The 19,677-nt window shown below is 39.0% G+C and carries 19 protein-coding genes, 1 pseudogene and 1 riboswitch; of the genes and pseudogenes, 11 read left to right on the forward strand and 9 right to left on the reverse strand.

The features are described 5' to 3' along the window. Positions 1-168 precede the first annotated feature (168 nt). The 7 genes and pseudogenes from ACWYN3_RS31900 to ACWYN3_RS31930 all read left to right on the forward strand — a co-directional run bounded on the left by ACWYN3_RS31900 (position 169) and on the right by ACWYN3_RS31930 (position 7,310). Positions 169-597 carry a carboxypeptidase-like regulatory domain-containing protein gene (locus tag ACWYN3_RS31900; protein WP_456217873.1) on the forward strand — a complete coding sequence of 143 codons (429 nt, stop codon included), beginning with the start codon at positions 169-171 and terminating at the stop codon, positions 595-597. A 23-nt stretch (positions 598-620) separates the two neighbouring features. Further along, a complete protein-coding gene (locus tag ACWYN3_RS31905; RefSeq protein ID WP_456217874.1) occupies positions 621-3,266 on the forward strand; it encodes a SusC/RagA family TonB-linked outer membrane protein in 2,646 nt (881 codons plus the stop codon). 83 nt (positions 3,267-3,349) lie between these two features. Continuing rightward, positions 3,350-4,956: pseudogene (locus ACWYN3_RS31910) on the forward strand (RagB/SusD family nutrient uptake outer membrane protein). Positions 4,957-5,122: 166 nt separating this feature from the next. Beyond that, positions 5,123-5,233, forward strand: coding sequence for a hypothetical protein (locus ACWYN3_RS31915; RefSeq protein ID WP_456217875.1), 111 nt, complete (start codon positions 5,123-5,125; stop codon positions 5,231-5,233). A gap of 43 nt (positions 5,234-5,276) precedes the next feature. Further along, the gene (locus ACWYN3_RS31920; protein WP_456223229.1) at positions 5,277-6,386 is read left to right on the forward strand and encodes a GH92 family glycosyl hydrolase; all 1,110 of its coding nucleotides are present in this window, start codon (positions 5,277-5,279) and stop codon (positions 6,384-6,386) included. Next, the gene (locus tag ACWYN3_RS31925; protein ID WP_456217876.1) at positions 6,365-7,096 is read left to right on the forward strand and encodes a GH92 family glycosyl hydrolase; all 732 of its coding nucleotides are present in this window, start codon (positions 6,365-6,367) and stop codon (positions 7,094-7,096) included. Before ACWYN3_RS31920 ends, ACWYN3_RS31925 begins: the two co-directional genes overlap by 22 nt. Before the next feature lie 22 nt (positions 7,097-7,118). Next, a complete protein-coding gene (locus tag ACWYN3_RS31930) occupies positions 7,119-7,310 on the forward strand; it encodes a glycoside hydrolase domain-containing protein (protein ID WP_456217877.1) in 192 nt (63 codons plus the stop codon). A 92-nt stretch (positions 7,311-7,402) separates the two neighbouring features. Here the strand turns inward: ACWYN3_RS31930 and ACWYN3_RS31935 are convergent, their stop codons facing one another. The 7 genes from ACWYN3_RS31935 to ACWYN3_RS31965 all read right to left on the reverse strand — a co-directional run bounded on the left by ACWYN3_RS31935 (position 7,403) and on the right by ACWYN3_RS31965 (position 13,040). Next, positions 7,403-7,852, reverse strand: coding sequence for a barstar family protein (locus ACWYN3_RS31935; RefSeq protein WP_456217878.1), 450 nt, complete (start codon positions 7,850-7,852; stop codon positions 7,403-7,405). 4 nt (positions 7,853-7,856) lie between these two features. Further along, complete coding sequence (locus ACWYN3_RS31940) at positions 7,857-8,264, reverse strand: ribonuclease domain-containing protein (RefSeq protein WP_456217879.1); 408 nt, start codon at positions 8,262-8,264, stop codon at positions 7,857-7,859. Between the two features lie 160 nt (positions 8,265-8,424). Next, positions 8,425-9,858, reverse strand: coding sequence for a SusD/RagB family nutrient-binding outer membrane lipoprotein (locus ACWYN3_RS31945; RefSeq protein ID WP_456217880.1), 1,434 nt, complete (start codon positions 9,856-9,858; stop codon positions 8,425-8,427). A gap of 5 nt (positions 9,859-9,863) precedes the next feature. Further along, complete coding sequence (locus ACWYN3_RS31950; RefSeq protein WP_456223230.1) at positions 9,864-11,597, reverse strand: TonB-dependent receptor domain-containing protein; 1,734 nt, start codon at positions 11,595-11,597, stop codon at positions 9,864-9,866. After that, positions 11,594-11,788 carry a hypothetical protein gene (locus tag ACWYN3_RS31955; RefSeq protein ID WP_456217881.1) on the reverse strand — a complete coding sequence of 65 codons (195 nt, stop codon included), beginning with the start codon at positions 11,786-11,788 and terminating at the stop codon, positions 11,594-11,596. The genes ACWYN3_RS31950 and ACWYN3_RS31955 overlap by 4 nt, the downstream gene beginning before the upstream one ends. Before the next feature lie 303 nt (positions 11,789-12,091). Beyond that, entirely contained in the window at positions 12,092-12,613 is a 522-nt protein-coding gene (locus ACWYN3_RS31960) for a TonB-dependent receptor plug domain-containing protein (protein ID WP_456217882.1), read from the reverse strand. Further along, entirely contained in the window at positions 12,570-13,040 is a 471-nt protein-coding gene (locus ACWYN3_RS31965; RefSeq protein ID WP_456217883.1) for a carboxypeptidase-like regulatory domain-containing protein, read from the reverse strand. Before ACWYN3_RS31965 ends, ACWYN3_RS31960 begins: the two co-directional genes overlap by 44 nt. Before the next feature lie 325 nt (positions 13,041-13,365). Continuing rightward, positions 13,366-13,473, reverse strand: a riboswitch (SAM riboswitch). A 430-nt stretch (positions 13,474-13,903) separates the two neighbouring features. On the opposite strand from ACWYN3_RS31965, the gene ACWYN3_RS31970 reads away from it, so the two are divergent. Genes ACWYN3_RS31970 through ACWYN3_RS31985 form a run of 4 tightly spaced genes read left to right on the forward strand, consistent with a single transcriptional unit; the run spans position 13,904 to position 18,648 of the window. Next, positions 13,904-14,635: a carboxypeptidase-like regulatory domain-containing protein gene (locus ACWYN3_RS31970; RefSeq protein ID WP_456217884.1), complete on the forward strand. Its 732-nt coding sequence runs from the start codon at positions 13,904-13,906 to the stop codon at positions 14,633-14,635. A gap of 59 nt (positions 14,636-14,694) precedes the next feature. Next, the gene (locus ACWYN3_RS31975) at positions 14,695-17,160 is read left to right on the forward strand and encodes an outer membrane beta-barrel protein (protein WP_456217885.1); all 2,466 of its coding nucleotides are present in this window, start codon (positions 14,695-14,697) and stop codon (positions 17,158-17,160) included. 20 nt (positions 17,161-17,180) lie between these two features. Beyond that, on the forward strand, positions 17,181-18,149 hold the full coding sequence (locus ACWYN3_RS31980) for a SusD/RagB family nutrient-binding outer membrane lipoprotein (RefSeq protein ID WP_456217886.1): 969 nt from the start codon (positions 17,181-17,183) through the stop codon (positions 18,147-18,149). Then, positions 18,142-18,648, forward strand: coding sequence for a SusD/RagB family nutrient-binding outer membrane lipoprotein (locus tag ACWYN3_RS31985; protein WP_456217887.1), 507 nt, complete (start codon positions 18,142-18,144; stop codon positions 18,646-18,648). Before ACWYN3_RS31980 ends, ACWYN3_RS31985 begins: the two co-directional genes overlap by 8 nt. Before the next feature lie 81 nt (positions 18,649-18,729). Here the strand turns inward: ACWYN3_RS31985 and ACWYN3_RS31990 are convergent, their stop codons facing one another. Then, the gene (locus ACWYN3_RS31990; RefSeq protein ID WP_456217888.1) at positions 18,730-19,164 is read right to left on the reverse strand and encodes a hypothetical protein; all 435 of its coding nucleotides are present in this window, start codon (positions 19,162-19,164) and stop codon (positions 18,730-18,732) included. After that, a complete protein-coding gene (locus tag ACWYN3_RS31995; protein ID WP_456223231.1) occupies positions 19,058-19,648 on the reverse strand; it encodes a universal stress protein in 591 nt (196 codons plus the stop codon). Before ACWYN3_RS31995 ends, ACWYN3_RS31990 begins: the two co-directional genes overlap by 107 nt. Positions 19,649-19,677: the final 29 nt, after the last annotated feature.

A 19,677-nucleotide genomic window follows, 5' to 3' on the forward strand; every position in this document is an offset into this window, starting at 1 on the left:
GAAAAAAAAGAGATAATCTTGTAGGCAATTTTAGCGTTATAGGGGTCTCTACCTTAACGCGTATTTTTTTTACTAGGTACCGGGTTTGTCATCGCCGATTTTTGAAGACAAAAGAGCTAACCAAAATATTTAACTGTAATCAGCAAAAATGAAAAAAAAACATTACAATTGACGTGTTTACTACTTTACGCATCGTCGCATGCTTTTGCAACGGTAAAGTCAGATCATCCTAAACTATTAACGCCTTTATTGAGTATTCCGGGCTTCTCTGCTGCAGATGAAGTGAAAGGAACGGTACGTGATGCTAAAGGCGTTACATTACCTGGAGTATCAGTTCAGGTGAAAGGAACTAAGCTGGTTACGCAAACCAACGCGTCCGGACAGTATGGTATTACTGCTAAAGCAGGGGATATCATCGTTTTCTCTTATATTGGATATGATAAACAAGAAGTCACGGTAGGCAGTCAGACTACTGTTGATGTAGTGATGAAAGATAATGCACAAGAGTTGAATACTGTAGTAGTAACAGCTTTGGGTATTAAAAGAACGAGCCGTTCTACAACTTATGCTACGCAGTTGTTGCTGGTGATGAGTTAACAAGGGCTAAAGATGCCAACCTGGTGAACTCATTAAATGGTAAAGTTGCCGGTTTAACAATTTCACGCAGTTCATCTGGTGTGGGTGGTTCTGCAAAAGTAATTCTGAGAGGAAGTAAATCAGCTTCGGGAAGTAACCAGGCTCTTTATGTTATTGACGGAGTTCCGATGAATAACAGTATTTCGACTCAGGCAGTTTCAAGCACGGGGAACGGTGCTTCAACTCAGCCAAATTCTGCTTACGGCGGAAGTAATTCGTATGATGGCGGTGACCCGATCTCAAATTTAAACCCGGAAGATATCGCTAGCATATCTGTACTGAAAGGTGGTTCTGCAGCTGCATTATATGGTAGTCAGGCGGCAAACGGTGTAATCATCGTAACGACTAAGTCTGGTGAGGCAGGAAAAGCGAAAGTTAATTTCACTTCATCTTTAAGTCTTGATCAGGCGGCAACTAAACCGAAATTTCAAAATGGTTACGGACAGACTTCAGGAACTTCTTCTCAAAGCTGGGGACCTGCAATAACTAATGGTCAGGATAATTTAGACTCCTATTTCAAAACAGGACAAAGCTATACGAACTCAATCAGTCTGTCTGCGGGTTCTGAGAAATTACAGACCTATTTTTCTTATGCCAATACTACTGCATCAGGAATTCAACCAGGTAACAAGTTAAGCCGTCATAACATCAATTTGAAAGAGACAGGTAGTTTCTTTAATGACAAGTTAACGATTTCAGGAAATGTAAACTATATCAGACAGAAAATCGATAACTCTCCATTGATCGGTCTTTATTTTAATCCATTAACCGGATTATATTTATTTCCAAGGGGCAATGATATACAACAATACAAATCTGGATTTGAGAAATTTGATCCGACAAGAAACCTGAATACACAAAACTGGCCTTTCTTATCTGAAGACATTCAACAAAATCCATGGTGGATTAACAACAGAAATCAGAATGAGCTGAACAGAGATCGTCTGATGCTGAGTGTAAGTGCTAAATATAAAGTAAATCCATGGTTAGATTTTCAGGCACGTGGAAGTATGGATACCTATACTGATACTTATGATCAGAAAAACTATGCTGGAACCTCTGTTACCTTAACAGATAAAAATGGTGGGTATGTTTATACGAACAATAATTCCAGACAACAATACGCCGATGTGATTGCGAATATCAATGTTCCTTTAGAGCGGTTTAAAATTACCGGAACTGTAGGTACCAGTATTCAGGATTTTTATGATAACGGAGTTACTTTTAACTCAGGAAAAGACGGGTTGAATATCCCGAATAAGTTCGTGCTTCAGAATTTTAAAGCATTAAATCCTTTAAATTCTGGTAATACTTATAACCACAAACAGATCCGTTCAGTTTTTGCGAGTGCAAGTGTTGCATTTGATAACTGGATCAATTTAGATGCAACTATCCGTACTGACTGGTCATCGGCTTTAGCTTTTACTACAGGTAATCCGTTTTCTTATCCTTCGGTAGGTCTTAACTTTATTATTAACGAGAAGCTGAATCTGCCTCAATGGGTAAGTTTCGCGAAAATTCGTGGTTCTTATGCGCAGGTTGGTAATGATGTACCAAACTATGTGACTAACATCCTGAACTCTTTTGGTGCAGGTGGTGGAATTTCAACTCCAATTAAATCGTCTTTCGCGGATTTAAAACCTGAGCGTACTAACTCTATTGAGTTTGGAACAGAATGGAGATTCTTAAACAACCGTTTGAATTTTGACTTTACATTTTATAAAACGAATACTAAGAACCAGTTTTTTACAGCTGATGCTTCTCAGGCTTCTCTGTATAACCAATACTATTTCAATGCTGGAGATGTTCAGAATAAAGGTATAGAGGTTATTCTTGGTTACGATGTTTTAAACGGAGATGGTTTGAAATGGAAAACAACGGTTAATTATTCAATGAACAGAAATAAAATTCTGGCTCTTTCTCCAGAAAAATCACTGAATTTTACTTTAAGTGGTGCTTCGGGGGCTAATTATGTTTCTAAATTCAAAGAGGGTGGATCATTTGGTGATATCTATGGTACTTCATTAAAACGTGATGCTCAGGGAAGAGTATTGATCATTGATGGAAAACCTACGGCAGCTGATGGAGGTAATAATACTTTCCTTGGCAATGCTAATCCAAGATGGCAGTTAGGATGGGGTAATACATTCAACTATAAAAATTTCTCTTTAAGCTTCTTGCTTGATGGTAAATTTGGTGGTAAAGTAATGTCTATTACTGAATCTATGCTTGAACAATATGGAGTTGCTAAAGTTACTGGTGATGCCCGTGATCAGGGAGGTGTTTCTGTGAATGGTGTTGATCAGGCAGGAAATCCTGTTTCAAAAGTAGATGCACAGAAATGGTACAGCGTTGTTGGTGGTAGAGAAGGTATCTCAAGTGAGCATATGTACAGTGCTACTGTAGTTCGTATGAGAGAATTGTCTTTTGGTTATAATGTACCTATGAAACCAGGTTTCATTAAAAACTTAAAGTTATCTGTTACTGGTAGAAATCTGTTCTATCTGTATAAGAAAGCTCCATTCGACCCTGAATTGAGTATGTCAACAGCAAATGGGCTTTCAGGTGTAGATATCTTTATGCCGCCAGCGTTGCGTAATTATGGCTTCTCTTTAAATGCTAACTTTTAGTAATCAGTTGTTCTGTTAACAATAAGATAAAAAAAATGAAAACGAAATTCAATATATCAATTCCGGCAAGCAGGCTACGTGTAATGGGTGCACTATGTCTGGCCGTGTTGACAATCACTTCCTGCAAAAAAAGCTTTGAAAATATAAATACTGATCCTGTTGGTATCTCTGATAAAGAATTAATCTCAGATTATAATGACCTGAAGTTTTTCTTCCAGATGGAGCAAAGATCAATTGTTAATTTCTCTGGCGGTGGTGATCCAAACTCTTACCAGGTTCAGCAAAGTTTAAATGCTGATAACTTTTCTGGCTACTTTATGGCACCTAATCCATTTAATGGTGGTAATAATAATACCAACTATTTCATGGTTCAGGGTTGGAATGGTGAGGCATTTAAAGTGGGCTATTTAAATATAATGGCCAACGTTAGAAAATTAAAGAACAACGGAATCGATCAGACTTATCCATCAGTCTGGGCAGTATCTCAGCTGATCAAAGTTACTGCGATGAGCAGAGTGACCGATATCTATGGGCCTATACCTTATAGCACTGTTGGTTTAAAGGTGAATAATCCATATGATAGTCAGAAGGATGTTTATTATCAGTTTTTCACAGAGCTGGATGATGCTCAGAAGAAAATTAATGACTTCGTATCGACTGGCAAAACTCTTCCTTTCAAATTCAGTGACTTTGATTTGGTTTATAATGGTAACCTGGCTACCTGGTTGAAATATGCAAATTCTTTGCGTTTGAGACTGGCATTGCGCCTGGTGAAGGTTGATCGTGCAAAAGCACAATTAGAAGCAGAAAAAGCAATGAATCCTGCAAACGGCGGATTGTTGACAAGCCCTGCTGATAACATGTCAGTTAAAGTAGTTGGAGTAGGATTTAGTAACCCATTGGTGTTTATCTCTCAGGATTGGGCGGATACAAGAATGGGTGCTGCAATAGAATCTTATTTATCTGGTTATGCAGATCCAAGATTACCTAAGTATTTTGATAAAGCTACTGATGCTAAAGTAGCAGGTCAGTATAAAGGAATCCGTATCGGAGCAAATATTGCTTCGAAAGATGATTATTCTGGTTATTCTGGTCTTAATGTAAGTGATGGAACACCTACATTTTCAAAATCAAGCCCTGTTCAGTTAATGACTGCTGCGGAGGTTTATTTCTTACGTGCTGAAGCTGCCTTAAGAGGATGGGCCAATGCAGGTGGAAGTGCTCAGAGTTTATATGAATTGGGTATCAGTACCTCATTCCAGCAATATGGACTGGGTGATGCGACTGCTTATATCAATAATTCTACGAATGTCCTGCGCCTTATGCAGATCCTAGAAATGCATTGAACAATGCACCGTCGCCAAGTAATGTGACTGTAAAATGGGATGGTGCAGCTTCTAATGAGCAGAATTTTGAACGTATCATTACTCAGAAATGGTTAGCTATCTTCCCTGAAGGTCAGGAAGCGTGGTCTGAATTCCGTCGTACCGGATATCCAAAACTTTTCCCTGTTGTTCAAAATAACAGTGGAGGTACTATCAGTACTGCAATTCAGATCAGAAGATTGCCATTTCCACAAAATGAACGTAACACGAACAGTACTGAATTAGATAAAGGTATTCAATTATTAGGAGGACCTGATAATGGTGGTACAAGATTATGGTGGGATGTAATCGGTCCAAATTTCTAAAACAATAAAATTACACACACCGGTCTTTTTATCGCCTGTTTTTGGCATAGAAAGGCCGGTGTTTTTTTATTTTTACAAATTATATAATTAAAATGAGTAGAAAAAAAACAGGTCTGATCTTATTTGCAGTTTCATTTTTAGTTTTAATCTGAGTGCACAGAATAATTTGAGTCAATATGTAGATCCGATCATCGGTTCGGGTGCGCATGGACACGTATTTGTTGGTGCTAATGTGCCATTTGGAGCAGTGCAATTAGGTCCTGCAAAATATTTTTGAGGGTTGGGACTGGTGCAGTGGTTATCATTATTCCAGTAGTACTATCGTCGGTTTTACACATACGCATTTGAGTGGTACCGGAATTGGTGACCTGAATGATGTACTGGTTATGCCAGCTACAGGTAAGGTGCAATTGGACAAGGGGACTAAAACTGATCAGAAAAATGGTTATGTATCTACTTTCTCTCATGCGAATGAAGTAAGTAAACCAGGATATTACAGTGTTGTGCTTGATAAATATAAGATCAAGGCAGAACTTACTGCCTCTGAAAGAGTTGGTTTTCACCGTTATACTTTTGCCCCGAAACAAGGTAACCCGCATGTAATGCTGGATTTGAGTGATGGGATAGGCTGGGATAAACCGGTAGAAACTTATATCAAACAGGTAAACAGTACGACTTTGGTAGGCTACCGTTTGTCTACTGGATGGGCTAAAGATCAGCGTTTATATTTTGCTGTTAAGTTGTCACAACCTTTAAGCAGCATTTCACTTTACGACAGCACAGCGGTAGCTTCTGGTGTCGAAGCTAAAGGCAGAAAGATGAAAGCTGTACTGAATTTCAAAGCTATTGAGCAAAATGTCCTGCAAATGAAAGTGGGGATTTCTCCGGTAAGTTATGAAAATGCACTGGCTAATATAACCGCAGAGATTCCGGCATGGGATTTTGCGAAAGTAGTTGCAGCAGCAAATACTAAATGGAATAAAGAATTATCGAAAATTCAGATTGAGGGGAGTAAGGAGACTAAAAAAGTTTTCTATACCGCTTTATATCATACGATGATCGCTCCGTCATTATTTAATGATGCAAATGGCGATTATCGTGGTACGGATAAGAAAGTTTATCAGAAACCGGGATTTAATAACTATACTACTTTTTCTTTATGGGATACCTACAGGGCTTTTCATCCTTTGTATACTATTGTACATCCTGATAAAGTATCAGACATTATCAATTCATTTCTGGCCATCTATAAACAGCAGGGGAAATTGCCTGTATGGGAGTTAATGGGTAATGAAACTAATACGATGATTGGGTATCATGCAGTACCGATTATTGTAGACGCTTATTTGAAGGGTTTCAGAAAAAATATGATACGGCGCTTGCTTACGAAGCGATCAAACATTCTGCAATGCAGAAAGAGGATGGTATAGAATATGCACAGCAATTGAAATACATTCCTGCTGATAAAGTGAATGAAGCAGTTGCAAAAGGATTAGAATATGCCATTGATGACTGGTGTATCGCCCGTATGGCAAAAGCGATGCATAAGGAAGAGGATTACCTTTATTTTAGTAAAAGAGCTAAGCTATATGCGGAGTATTTTGATCCGAAGATAGAATTTATGCGTGGCAAACTGGCTGATGGCAGCTGGCGCAAACCATTTGACCCTGTAGCTTCTAAACACCGCGAGGATGATTATACTGAAGGAAATGCGTGGCAATATACCTGGCTGGTTCCGCAGGACCCGGAAGGTCTGATCCGCTTATTTGGCGGTGAAGGTGGTTTTACCAAAAAACTGGATTCTTTGTTTAGTATTAGTTCAGTAGTAGAATCGGGTGGTTCTCCTGATATCAGTGGTTTAATTGGTCAGTATGCACAAGGGAATGAGCCTAATCATCATACTCCTTATTTATATGCTTATGCCGGGAAACCGTGGAAAACGGCTCAGGTAGTACGTCAGATTACAGATTCTCTGTATACTTCTAAGCCTGATGGTCTTTGTGGCAACGAAGATTTAGGACAGATGTCGTCATGGTACGTGTTTTCGGCTTTAGGGTTTTATCCTGTTAATCCGGCTAACGGAGAATATGTATTTGGTTCTCCGCTAATCGATAATGCGGTTATTAATCTGCCTGCCTGAGGGTAAGAAATTTGGAATTAAGGTGATTGGTAACAGTCCGAAAAATAAGTACATCCAAAAGGCTGTATTAAATGGTAAGCCTTATACCAAAAGCTATCTGAGACACGCAGCTATAGTAGCAGGAGGGATGCTGACATTATATATGGGTGATCAGCCGTCTGCTACATGGGGTGTGATTGAGGCAGACCGGCCTAAGTCTGGTGGAGCTGAATAATGCACTGCTATATTCAATCTCATTAGTTTATACTAAAAGAGGGACGTCCATATCGGGCGTCCCTCTTTTAGTATAGTATTTACGCTGTTTGCCTATTTAACCTCGTTATAGCTGATTTTAAGTTTTTCCAATTCTGAGACCGCTGCTGCGGCTTTCTCAATATAGATGTTAAAGACAGCTTTATTTCTGAAATCTTCTTCTCCGGGATAATTAGGAACGTTATCCCATTGTTCGGCTACATCATTCAGCAAACTCAGTAAATTGGTTTTCCGGGCGAGGTTCTTTTCTTCACATAAGAAGAAAGAGTAATTACGGACTATAATAGCAAACCGCGATTCATCGAGCCAGCTTAAATCGTTCAGCAATTCTTCCAGTGAATCCAGACTGCTGCTATAGTAATCCGGAAAGTCCAGTTGTTTGGCTAATTCGTGAATAAACTCATCCACAGTTACAATTTCCCGGCCGTCTATCCGTACAATACGTGCGTTGTCCTTAATCAGGTCCTTTTCTTTTCCAGCTTCAAAGAGGCAAAATCCGTTCATATCTTTAAAATTTTGTAAATGTTCTATAATGATCTCCCGTATAATAGCGAACGCCATCGGCTCCAATGATAATTCGTTCTGCCCCTCTGTTCTGTCCTCTGACTTTGGGGTTTACGTCATATTCTTTATAAGCTACACCTTGTGGTAATCGCCCTTCCCTGTTCTGGAAGATTGTTCCGCCAACATAACCCTGAGGGGCTTTGTTGTTTTTAGCAATATAAGCAGCAACTGTATAAGCCTTTTGAGGGACTCCGGCTACCTTTACATTATCTTCGGCATCTGTATCCGTTGATGTTGCTGTACCTGCTGCTGTCGTTTCCTGTTGTGCTGCTGCCTGATCTATTGATGAGTGGGCTCTTCTGCAAGAAAAAAGCAGGATACAGCAGGTCATTAAGGTTAGTAGAATTCTCATGTTCTTCTTTTTTAACGGCTAAATACCCGGGCTTCATAAAAGTCCCCCTTAAATATCAATGATTTATATGATAAATTTATATGATTCCGAATATTTAATCAAATGATAATCACAATAAAACATATATAAATGTGATGATAAGATAAGGGGGGGACGTTAATTAATTTACATCAAACCAAAGTTTTGTGGTTAAGGCATCTGCTCCCTGATGAGCTACTGCTGCTTTATAACCGTCAGGATTTAATGATTGCTCAGTTCCAGGATAGATAAATCTTACAGGTATCTTACCGTTTAGTGAACCAGCTATTGCTGGTGTCAATATTGGATAATCAAGTCTTCTCCATTCGGCAAAGGCTTCTAAACCCTGACCAAATAAGGCTATCCATTTTTGGTTCCCAATTGATTTCTTATAATTTGAAGCATCATACTGAACATCTGGTCTTGCCTGATAAGTTGCAATGTCTGCCGTAGAAATACCATACTGTAACAAGGAAGCTTCTACTGCCTGGTTATAAAGTGTTGAAGCATCTTCGTTTGTAAACCCTCTGGCCGCAGCTTCTGCACGATCAAATAATATTTCTGCATAGCTGATGATTACGGCAGGTGCAGTAGGGGCAATAAAATAAGCACCTGGTTTTGAAGTACTGGTTAATCCAAGAGCAGAAGCATCACCAGGCAGTAATCCGTTAGGTACACCAGTATAAAGCTGTGTTTTAACTGCTTTACTTGCGTATACCGGGAGACGTGGATCACTTAAAGCAGTAAGCTGGTCTACAACTGTTTTACTGATCCGGTAATCGTCACGGGTGTCAAAGAGATTGCTGATCGGATTTTGGTTAGGAGAAGCCTTATAGTTCAGCTGTGCATTTTCAGCATTTGAGCTGATATAAGTGCCACCCTCGGTTTGTATAGCAGTAATAACCTGTTTTGCAAGTTCTGGTTCACGATCTGCAATCCGCAGTGCGATTCTTAAACGTAAAGAGTTTGCGAACTTTTTCCATGAGGCAATTGAGTTTGCATAAATTACATCACCCAAAATCGGTTTCCCGGCTGGATCTAAATTGGCTTGTGCAGTTTTCAGATCGTTTAATATGCCCAGGTATACATCCCTTTGGGCATCATACTTAGGTGTCAGATACTGACTGATGTCACCAGCCTGTGAATAAGGAACATCACCGTAAGCATCGGTTTCCAACGCGAAGATCCATGATCTGAGCACAAGTGCAACCCCTTTGTAATTTGTGTTTCCCTGGCCGTCTGCCAGTTTAATCAGCTGATTCAGGTTGACAACTCCCAGACGGTACCCTGATGTCCATAGTTCCTGAAAAGCTGTATTACTAAAGATATATCTGTCTGGGTCTGTATATTGGATTTTAGCCCAGTGCTGTACAAAAAGTAAACTTGAGTTCATATTATTGGTCGTGCCCCAATAAGTATCAGAAGTGTTCTTAATTGCCGCTGTTAGCAGAAATTCTGGTTGTGCTGTTTGTGAGGCATTTGGATCTACATTTGTTTCGTCCAATGCCTTTTTGCAGGATGTAGCTGTAATAAGTAACAATCCTGACAGTAATAGAGGTATATATTTTGTTTTCATGGAAATTAGAATTTGAAATTAAGATTGAAACCAATAGTACGGACAGTAGGTAAACCAAGATCTTCCAGACCTTGTCCGTTACCTGTGTTAAAAGCGGACTCGGGATCGATGTTAGGAACATTCTTATGCAGGATAAATAGATTTCTGCCTACCGCAGAAATAGTGGCACTTTGCAAGCCTATAGATTTTATCCATTGAGATGGAAGGGTATAGCCTAATTTTATTTCTCTCAGTTTAATATAGGTTGCACTGTAAACTGACGCTTCATCTATATTATTGAATGATTTATAATACTGACTGGCTGGTATGATTGTATTGTTCGCTGTGCCATCTGCTAAGAATCCTTTAAAAATCATTCCGTCGTCATATATGGTTGCACCTGCGGGGGTACCCGCACCAGCTTGTATCGCCTTTCCGGTAGAATTGATATAATAACTTATTCCACCATTTTCAGTCCCACGTCCTGGAAGGGTAGAAGCTAATACTCCTGTGTAGGTTCCTGTACTGTTGGTCCCTGAGTAAATCTGTCCACCAATGTGTGCGTCAACCAATACACTTAAACTGATGTTTTTGTAAGTGAAGCTATTGGTAACACCACCTAACCAGTTTGGTGTGTATTTTCCAAGAATCTTTTTAGAGGCGCTTGCCTGTGGTGTGCCGTCTGCTCCAACAATAATATCTCCGGTTGCGTTTCTTTCATAAGCAGTGCCGAAAATTGTTCCGTTGGCTGGCTGTCCAACAGTAGCCAGTATCTGAACTGATCCGTCTGATCCCAGCTGATAACTTTTTAAGTCCTGATAAAGGTCTTTTACTTTACTGCGGTTCATCGAGTAATTTACATTGATATCCCAGGTAAAGTTTTTTGTTTTAACGGGTGTAATTCCTAATTGCGCTTCGATTCCTTTATTATTAATTGTCCCGCCGTTAACCAGCTTTTTAAGGAAACCCGTAGTCGGACTAACATCCAGACTTAAAATTTGGTTAAAACTGTTTGTGTTGTACACACTGAAGTCAAAGCGTAACCTGTTTTTAAAAAAGCCCAGTTCAAAACCTGCTTCTGTCGAGTTGGTCGTTTCTGGTTTCAAATTGGGGTTCAGATCTGTATCGCTAAGGTTTTGCTGTGGATTACTGTCAAATGGTGCAGTAAATGAATAATTGTTATATAATTGGTATGGGCCAGCATCTTTACCAACCTTAGACCACCCGCCGCGAAGTTTTGCGAAATTAAGGACATCATCGTTCTTAATGTCAAATGCTTCGGTAAGGATTAAACTTGCATTTACTGAAGGATAGAAATAAGAGCGGTTTTGAGGAGGCAAAGTAGATGACCAGTCATTACGTGCAGTTAAGTTTAAGTAAGCGTAGTTTCTAAAGCCTAGCTGTGCAGAGCCAAATGTACTGTATACACGTTGTTTGGTGTAAACATTAGAAGAAATAAGCGGATCACGCGAGTTGCTTAAAGTATAAAGATTATTAATGGCCAGCTTGGGTGCTTTCTGGTCATTATTTTCAAAAGTAGTTGTACGTATATTTCCTCCTAATAAAAGGTCAAGGTTAAAATCTGAGTTCAGTTTTTTATTAAAATCCAATCTTCCTTCGGTATTGTTTTCGCTGAAGGTATAGGCATCTTCTTCATAAGAACCAAATGGGGTGCCATTTGTTCCATAGGCGATTTTGATTTTTCTGCGGTCTGTATAATAATCGTTTCCTGTTCTGAAGTTTGCAGATAAACCATCTATTTTTTTTTATAATTTAATTCCGCGCTTCCAATCAGCCTGTTACGGACCTGGCCAACTGTGTTCTCGTAAGCAACAAAATATGGATTGCTATAATAGCTGTTATTCCAGTTGATATTATTTCCAAAGGCATCTTTATAGGTTTTTAACTTGTCTACGTCAACCTGACGACCGAACCAGGTAAACTGCAACATTGTACTGCTTGCTCTTTTTCCACCTGAACCAGGCAGGTTAGCAGCACTGCTGTTTACATAATTTACTAAGGCATTGAAAGTTAATTTTGGCGTTATTTTATAGGTTGCATTTAGGAGGAAGGAGTTTTTTTTGATTGTGATGAATTTGGAATAACACCTGTTTGATCCAGATTGTTGTAGGAGAAACGTAAATCATATTTATCTCCTGATCCTGAAATAGCGATGCCATTATTAAGGGTACGACCCGTATTAAAGAAATCGCGTACATTACTTGGATGTGCGATAAATGGAACTGGTGTGCCATTAGAGAAAAAATTGCGGAATTAAACGTCCATCTAATCTTGGTCCCCAGCTTTCATCTACACCATCATTAATGCCTCCGCCTTTACCATCTACATAACTGAATTGCCCGTTAGCACCCTGTCCGTATGAATTCTGGTACGATGGGATGGTTAATAAAGTTGAAAATGTAGCATTTGAATTTACACTTATCCCCAATCCCTGTGCATTTTTACCTTTCTTAGTTGTAATCAATACGACACCAGCAGCAGCTCTGGACCCATAAAGGGCAGCCGCATTAGGCCCTTTTAGGACACTCATAGATTCAATATCTTCAGAATTGATATCTGAAATTGTATTGGCAAAATCGCGTGATCCACCTGTGCCTAAATTTTGTGCATTATCTACTGGTACCCCGTCAATAACAAATAATGGCTGATTATAACCTGATATGGAAGTTTCTCCTCTGATGATGATCCTGGATGAACCCATATCGCCCTGACTATTGGTTACCTGTACACCGGCTACCCTTACCTGATAAAGCATTGATCAGATTCGTTTCTTTTGCCTCAGATAAATCCTTTGATTTTAGCTCCTGTACTGAATAACCCAGTGATTTCTTTTCTTTAGGGATGTTCAAAGCAGTAACAACAACTTCACTTAAGGCGTTTGAAGATTCTTCCAGCTGAACAGCAAACGAAGTTGCTGTTGTTATTTTAAGCTCCTGATTGCTATAACCAATGGATACGATTCTTAGTATATCGTTTGGTTTAGCGGTGATACTGAATTTACCGTTGCCATCTGTCTGGGTACCGATATTTGTTCCTTTAACGGTAACACTTACCCCAGGGATAGGTTGCCCGTTAGATTTCTCTGTGACCACTCCAGAGATTTTTGAGGATTGTGCCGCAGCAGTCTGTACGATTAGAAAGGATAGTATTATCCCAAATAAGTATTTGTAAGTTTTATACATATCTAATTGAATAGCGGAATCATGTTCCGGATTTAAAAAATGGTGTGTTATTTTAAGATCGCTGATCAGCTGATCAGCGATTATTTGTTATGCGTTAACAACAGCAGGTTTTCTGCATATAGCTGTAAGACTGCATATATAGAAGATGTATTGGAGCAGAGCTGCTCTTAAAATGGGTGTGTAATTGTGTTTTCATCGAATTATATAATTGTTGTGTTTATTTCATCTGTATTTATGATCCGGATATCCCCTGAAGGTTTTTAATCCCAGAAATGATTAAGGAAACAGATGACAGTAAACCAAATTATTATATGATTATAGCTGTCACTTATCTTTTCCGCTTCATGTGGATAGGAGTTAGCACCTTTTACGTTATATTGTATAGGTTGCTAAGACTTCATAGGGCCTTTCCCTCGGTCTTTCTGGATAAGTAAAAATCAATGAACATTTTAAATCTTTGGCAAATATATAAATAAACTACTAAATCTATAGTATTTATTTTGTTAATGATGTTTTCTGAGATTTGGCAGACAAATGCTAAGGGATATTTTAGAGCAGATTTACAAATTATGAGGTAGTTCAACTAAAATGCACGAATGTTTGTAAGAAATAGTAGTATTTCTCTTTAAAGTGACATAATGTGAAATTGTTGACTATTTAAAGAAGGGCAATTCTCTAATTATTGCGTTTTTCATATATTATTTGATGTTTTTTAGTGAAAAATGTAATTTTTAATAAGTAATCGGGGTTTTTTTTTGTACTACATATGTAACTTTTGTGTTAAAATAATTTTAAATTTTTTTTTTTTGACTGCTAAATTATTTTACCTTACGGACGAATCACTATTAAAACCTAAATTTTTTATGAAAAAAAAAAGACTACTATTTTTCTGTGTCTTTTTGCTGTTTGCTATACAAGTAAACGCGCAAGATAAGACAGTAACGGGGACTATAACCTCAAAGTCCGATGGAATGCCACTTCCAGGTGTTACCATCCGTGTTAAAGGAGCGAAACAAGGAGCAATGAGCTCTACAAATGGAAAGTTCTCCATGTCTGTTCCAAAAGAGTCAACTACTATTGATATCAGTTACATTGGGTATGTTGCTCAAAGTATAACCATTCCGGGGTCTAATATTGTAAATGTTTCTTTATCTGAAGATTCAAAGCAACTGGAACAGGTTGTGGTTACAGCAATGGGTATTTCCCGGAAAAAGAATGAGCTGCCATTTGCTGCTCAGGAATTGAAAGCTGAGGAAATTACCAGAACAAGAGATATTAACCTTGTAAACTCATTAGGTGGTAAAGTTGCTGGTTTAGATGTTAAACGTAGCAATGCCATGGGTGGATCAACAAATATTGTTATCCGTGGTGCCAAATCCATTACTGGTAATAACCAGGCGTTATTCGTAATTGATGGTGTTCCCGTGTCAAATGCAAGTTCCAACACTGCCGATCAGAATTCGGGCCGTGCTGGTTATGATTATGGTAATGCAGCATCAGATATCAATCCTGATGACGTAGCTTCAATGACTGTCCTGAAAGGTGCAGCTGCTACAGCACTATACGGATCCAGAGCTGCAATGCCAATGGTGTAGTTATCATCACCACAAAGAAAGGAAGCAAAAATTCAACCAATATTACTGTAAACAGTGGTGTGACTTTCGGAAAAATCGATAAATCTACATTTCCAAAATATCAGACAGAATATGGTCAGGGATATGGCTCTCCGGCTACAGATGGAGACGGTAATGTTGTTCCAACACCAGGTTTCTGGTACAGGGACGTTTTTGGTACAGGTAAAGTAATGACTCCTCAGTTTAGTGCTGATGCTTCTTACGGTCCTAAATTTGATCCGGGCCTGTTGATTTATCAATGGGAATCATTGGATCCTTATTCTCCAAAGTACAAAACAGCTACACCATGGGTAGCGGGTGCTAATGACCCTTCAACTTTTTTCCAGACCGCTGTTACCTCTAACCAGAGTGTGAGCATTGATGGAGGTGGTGAGAAAGGTACCTTTAAAATTGGTTACACCCGTAACGATGAAAGAGGAATCCTGCCTAACAGTAAGATCACTAAGAACCTGTTTAACTTCGGTAGTACTTATGAAATTACAAAAAATCTTACCGTTAATGCTTCTGCAAATTACTCTAAAGTAGATGGTTTAGGCCGTTATGGTACTGGTTATACCGGGTTAAATCCTATGCAGGGTTTCCGTCAGTGGTGGAACGTAGCTGCTGATATCAAGGACCTGAAAACTGCGTATGAGAGAAACAATAAAAATATTAGCTGGAACTGGTCAGATGCAACTGGAAAAGGTCCTATCTATGCAGATAACCCTTATTTTAACCGTTATCAAAACGTTGCAGGCGATACAAGGGATCACTACTTCGGTAACGCTGGTCTGAATTATAAAGTAAATGACTGGTTTGATGTTATTGGCCGCGTATCTTTTGACGGGACTTCCAGCATGCAGGAAGAACATATTGCTATTGGTAGTACACAACTTCCTCTTTATTCACGTACTAACGGAACATTTGCAGAAACCAACTTTGACCTGTTGATGAACTTAAACAGAAAAATTTCTGAAAATATTTCATTCAAAGGTTTATTGGGTGCCAACTTACGCCGCAGTAAATTAACAAGCATTACGGCTAAAACGAATGGAGGTCTGGTTGTTCCAAACCTTTACTCTTTATCTAATTCAGTGAGTCCGATTGAAGCTCCTCTGGAGTTATTGGAAAGAAGAGCTGTAGATGGTTATTTTGCGAGTACTACATTCGGCTTTAAAGATCTGTTCTTTTTAGATGCAACAATCCGCAGAGATCAGTCTACAACTTTACCTACTAATAAAAATTCTTTCTGGTACCCATCAGTAGCAGGAAGTTATGTTTTCTCTAATTCATTGAAAGATCTGACCTGGTTATCTTATGGTAAGGTGAGATTAAACTATGCTGAAGTTGGTAATGATGCACCTCCTTTAAGTATTTTTGATACTTATTCTAAACCAACCGGATTTGGTACTATTCCACTTTTTGCTGTGGCGGATACAAAAAATAACGGGGAGTTAAAACCTGAGCGTACTAAAAGTATAGAGGCGGGTCTGGAAACGGCATTCCTGAAAAACCGTTTAGGATTTGAGCTGACTTTCTACAAAACAAATACTGTAGATCAGATTACACCGGTTCAGGTATCTTCTTCAACTGGTTATCTGAGAAAATTTGTGAACGCTGGTGAGGTACAGAATAAAGGGATGGAGGTATCTGCATTCTTTATTCCAGTAAAAACAAGAGATTTCTCATGGACATTGAACTTGAACTGGTCAATGAACCGCAGTAAAGTTGTTTCTCTTTTTGAGGGGGTATCTAACATACCTATTAACTATGCTTCTGCAACTGGTGCTACTACGCTATCAGGTTCTGTTACCTATAATGCCGCAGTTGGAGAGCCATACGGTATAATCCGCGGAACAAATTATATTTATAAGGACGGTAAACCTGTTGTGAATGCCAATGGATACTATGCAGCTACATCAAGTGCATCAGAAATTATTGGTGATCCTAATGCAAAATGGATGGGTGGTATTGGAAACACATTCAAGTATAAAAATGTTTCCTTAAACTTCCTGATCGATATCCGTAAAGGTGGTGACCTGTGGTCATTGGATCAGTGGTATGGTCAGGGAACTGGTTTGTATGCTAGTTCTGTAGGATCAAACGATTTGGGTAATCCGATAAGAAGTTCACTGGCTAATGGTGGCGGTATTATTTTACCTGGTGTTTTAGCTGACGGTACACCAAATACGAAACGTATCGACGTGTCTACTTCTGGTAGTTCTGCTTATGGTTATCCATTGAATCCACCACGTGCTTCAGCGATCTATGATGCAGGTTATATTAAATTAAGAGAGCTGGCTTTAAATTACGCTTTACCTGCTAAACTGGTTAGTAAACTGCGTGCATTTAAAGGTATCGATGTTTCCCTGATCGGACGTAACCTTTGGATCATCCATAAAAATGTTCCTTACGCAGATCCTGAAGATGGTTTAAGTTCTGGTAATGTTCAGGGCTATCAGAGGTGGGTCTTACCCGGCGGTAAGAACTTTTGGTTTCAATGTTAGATTTAAATTATAAGAAGATTATGAAAAAAATATATATCATTTTAGTAGCAGCAGCATTGTTCAGCTCTTGTGCTAAAAATATGGGAGACTACAACGTCGACCAGAAGAAGGCAACTGCGGTTCCTGGTGTTATGTTTGTCTCCAATGCGGAGAAAAACTTTACTGATATCCTGACCACTCCAAACGTAAACAGTAATGTGTTCCGCTTTTTTTATGTACAGTACTGGACCAGTACTGAATATTTGGATGAGCCAAGATATAATTTAACAGCAAGGGCTATACCTGCAGCACTTTGGGATGCAGTTTATCAGAAAGTAATTGTCAACCTGAGGGAAGGTAAAAAACTTATAGAGGCAGATGCGCTGCTTAATGCAGATATAAAAGCCAATCAGGTTGCGCAGGCAGAGATCCTGGAAGTAATGGCATGGTCTACTTTAGTCAATGCATTTGGAAATGTTCTTATAGCCAGCCAGGCAATGGATATTAATATCGTTAATCCAAAATATGATGACGCTGCAACGGTTTATAATGATCTGCTGGTACGTTTAGATGCGGCACTTGCGAAATTAAAACCTGCTGCCGGTGGTTTGGGAACAGCTGATATTATCTATAAAGGTGATATCAATGCATGGGTTAAATTTGGTAATTCCTTAAAATTAAGACTAGGATTAATCATTGCAGATAAAGACCCGGCAAAAGCTAAAACTGTAATTGAGTCTGCAGCAGCTAATGTTTTCAAAAGCGCAGCTGATAATGCAGTTTTTAAATACCTTGGCAGCTCGCCGAATAATAACCCTATTTCAACAAATGCGAATAGCTTATTGACAAAAAGACAAGATTATGTTGGAGCTAAACCATTCATTGATAGGTTAAACGTGTTGCAGGATCCGCGACGTAAAGGATTTTTTACGACAATCGGTGGTAACTTTGTCGGAGGAAATTACGGGGGTCTCTCTCTAACTCTTTGGGAATTGCTCTACGATGACTGACAAAATCATTTCTCTTGATTTTGAAGCATTGTTGCTTGACTACCCTGAAACCGAATTTGCGCTTGCAGAAGCTGTCGAAAGAGGATTCAATGTTGGTGGTACAGCTGCTGACCATTATAACAAAGCGGTAACTGCTTCTATTCTTTACTGGACTGGAACTGCAGATGAAGCTACAACCTATCTTGCCCGTCCGGATGTTGCTTATGCAACAGCTAATGGAAATTACAAAGAGAAAATTGGTACTCAGAAATGGATTGCACTTTACAACAGAGGTTTCGAGAGCTGGACAGAATGGAGACGTTTAGATTTTCCTAAACTGGCACCGCCAACAGCTGCTACTGCTCCTGCGGGACAAACTGTACCTGCTGGTTTAACTATACCGTTACGTCTGATCTATCCAATCGGAGAACAGACATTGAACGGAGCTAACTATTCAGCAGCAGCTGCTGCAATGGGTGGTGATGCTGTAACTAGCAGAATGTTCTGGGATCTTCCATAATAACTGTTAGTATTTTATTTTTTAAAGGCTGTATCATTTAATTATGATACGGCCTTTTTTATTTAGTTATATTTTTTTGCGTTAAATAACGGCCGAGGCAATTATATTTTCCTGATAACCCAATTCTAAAGCTGAATTTAATTTCCCGGATAAACTTTCCCTGGAAGGATAAACTAAAAGTGGTAAATTAGTATTCGCTGCCATCTTTTGGGTGTTACTCAGGTTCAAAAGCTCTTCGAGAAAGCTTTTATGACGATGTACCATCACAAATAAATCACAGGCAACGTTTTCAGTGAGCCATTTTAATCCTGCTTTAAGCGGGATTCCTTTTACTGTTCTGTAATATATTTTAGGATAGTTTATTTTATTGGATACTTCTTCCAGAAAATTAGTGACCAGTTTTTTGGTTTCATTCTCCGGTGTTCCCGGGTTTTCTATATAAGCTAACGTAATGTCTGCATGAGAAGGTTTTGCAAAGCGCTGTAAGCGACTGAATGATGTCAAGATCACTATCATTCATGTCTGTGGCAAAAATCAGTTTATCAAGCTTTCTGAAAGATTGATTTTCTGGTATGATCAGAACAGGAAGAGATACAGATCCTATGATATCCCGCATATGATTGCCCATGATTAATGAAGCAAGTCCTTTTCTATGTGTGCCCATCACCAGCAGCATCACATCTCTGTTAGCTGCTATTTTATTGATGTACATATACAAGGGGCCTTCCTGGCTTTTACAGGATATTGCTGGCCGGAAAGTATTCACAGAAGAAGTTGATAATTCCTCTCTCAGTCTGTCAGCTAGTAAATCCAGTTGTTTTTCACTGTCTTGCTGCAACACATTATAATCCTCCATTGACCAGTATACCTGGCCTCCTAATGGCTCTGCAGCAGGTACTAAAAAGGAATTATAAAGTATAATATTTGCGTGCAGCTGCTGAGCCAGGTGTATGGCATATTTTGCAGCATTTTCTGCTCTTTTTTCGAAAAAATCAGTCAGTCAGTACGGTTATAGTTTTCATAGCTGAG

Source organism: Pedobacter sp. NJ-S-72, from assembly GCF_053890575.1.

Excerpts from the sequence above, each read along its gene's own strand:
- ACWYN3_RS31925 (WP_456217876.1), top strand. The coding sequence starts at position 6,365 with ATGCAGAAAGAGGATGGTATAGAATATGCACAGCAATTGAAATACATT.
- ACWYN3_RS31935 (WP_456217878.1), bottom strand. The coding sequence starts at position 7,852 with ATGAACGGATTTTGCCTCTTTGAAGCTGGAAAAGAAAAGGACCTGATT.
- ACWYN3_RS31940 (WP_456217879.1), bottom strand. The coding sequence starts at position 8,264 with ATGAGAATTCTACTAACCTTAATGACCTGCTGTATCCTGCTTTTTTCT.
- ACWYN3_RS31945 (WP_456217880.1), bottom strand. The coding sequence starts at position 9,858 with ATGAAAACAAAATATATACCTCTATTACTGTCAGGATTGTTACTTATT.
- ACWYN3_RS31955 (WP_456217881.1), bottom strand. The coding sequence starts at position 11,788 with ATGTTGCAGTTTACCTGGTTCGGTCGTCAGGTTGACGTAGACAAGTTA.
- ACWYN3_RS31960 (WP_456217882.1), bottom strand. The coding sequence starts at position 12,613 with ATGCTTTATCAGGTAAGGGTAGCCGGTGTACAGGTAACCAATAGTCAG.
- ACWYN3_RS31965 (WP_456217883.1), bottom strand. The coding sequence starts at position 13,040 with ATGTATAAAACTTACAAATACTTATTTGGGATAATACTATCCTTTCTA.
- ACWYN3_RS31970 (WP_456217884.1), top strand. The coding sequence starts at position 13,904 with ATGAAAAAAAAAAGACTACTATTTTTCTGTGTCTTTTTGCTGTTTGCT.
- ACWYN3_RS31980 (WP_456217886.1), top strand. The coding sequence starts at position 17,181 with ATGAAAAAAATATATATCATTTTAGTAGCAGCAGCATTGTTCAGCTCT.
- ACWYN3_RS31985 (WP_456217887.1), top strand. The coding sequence starts at position 18,142 with ATGACTGACAAAATCATTTCTCTTGATTTTGAAGCATTGTTGCTTGAC.
- ACWYN3_RS31990 (WP_456217888.1), bottom strand. The coding sequence starts at position 19,164 with ATGATAGTGATCTTGACATCATTCAGTCGCTTACAGCGCTTTGCAAAA.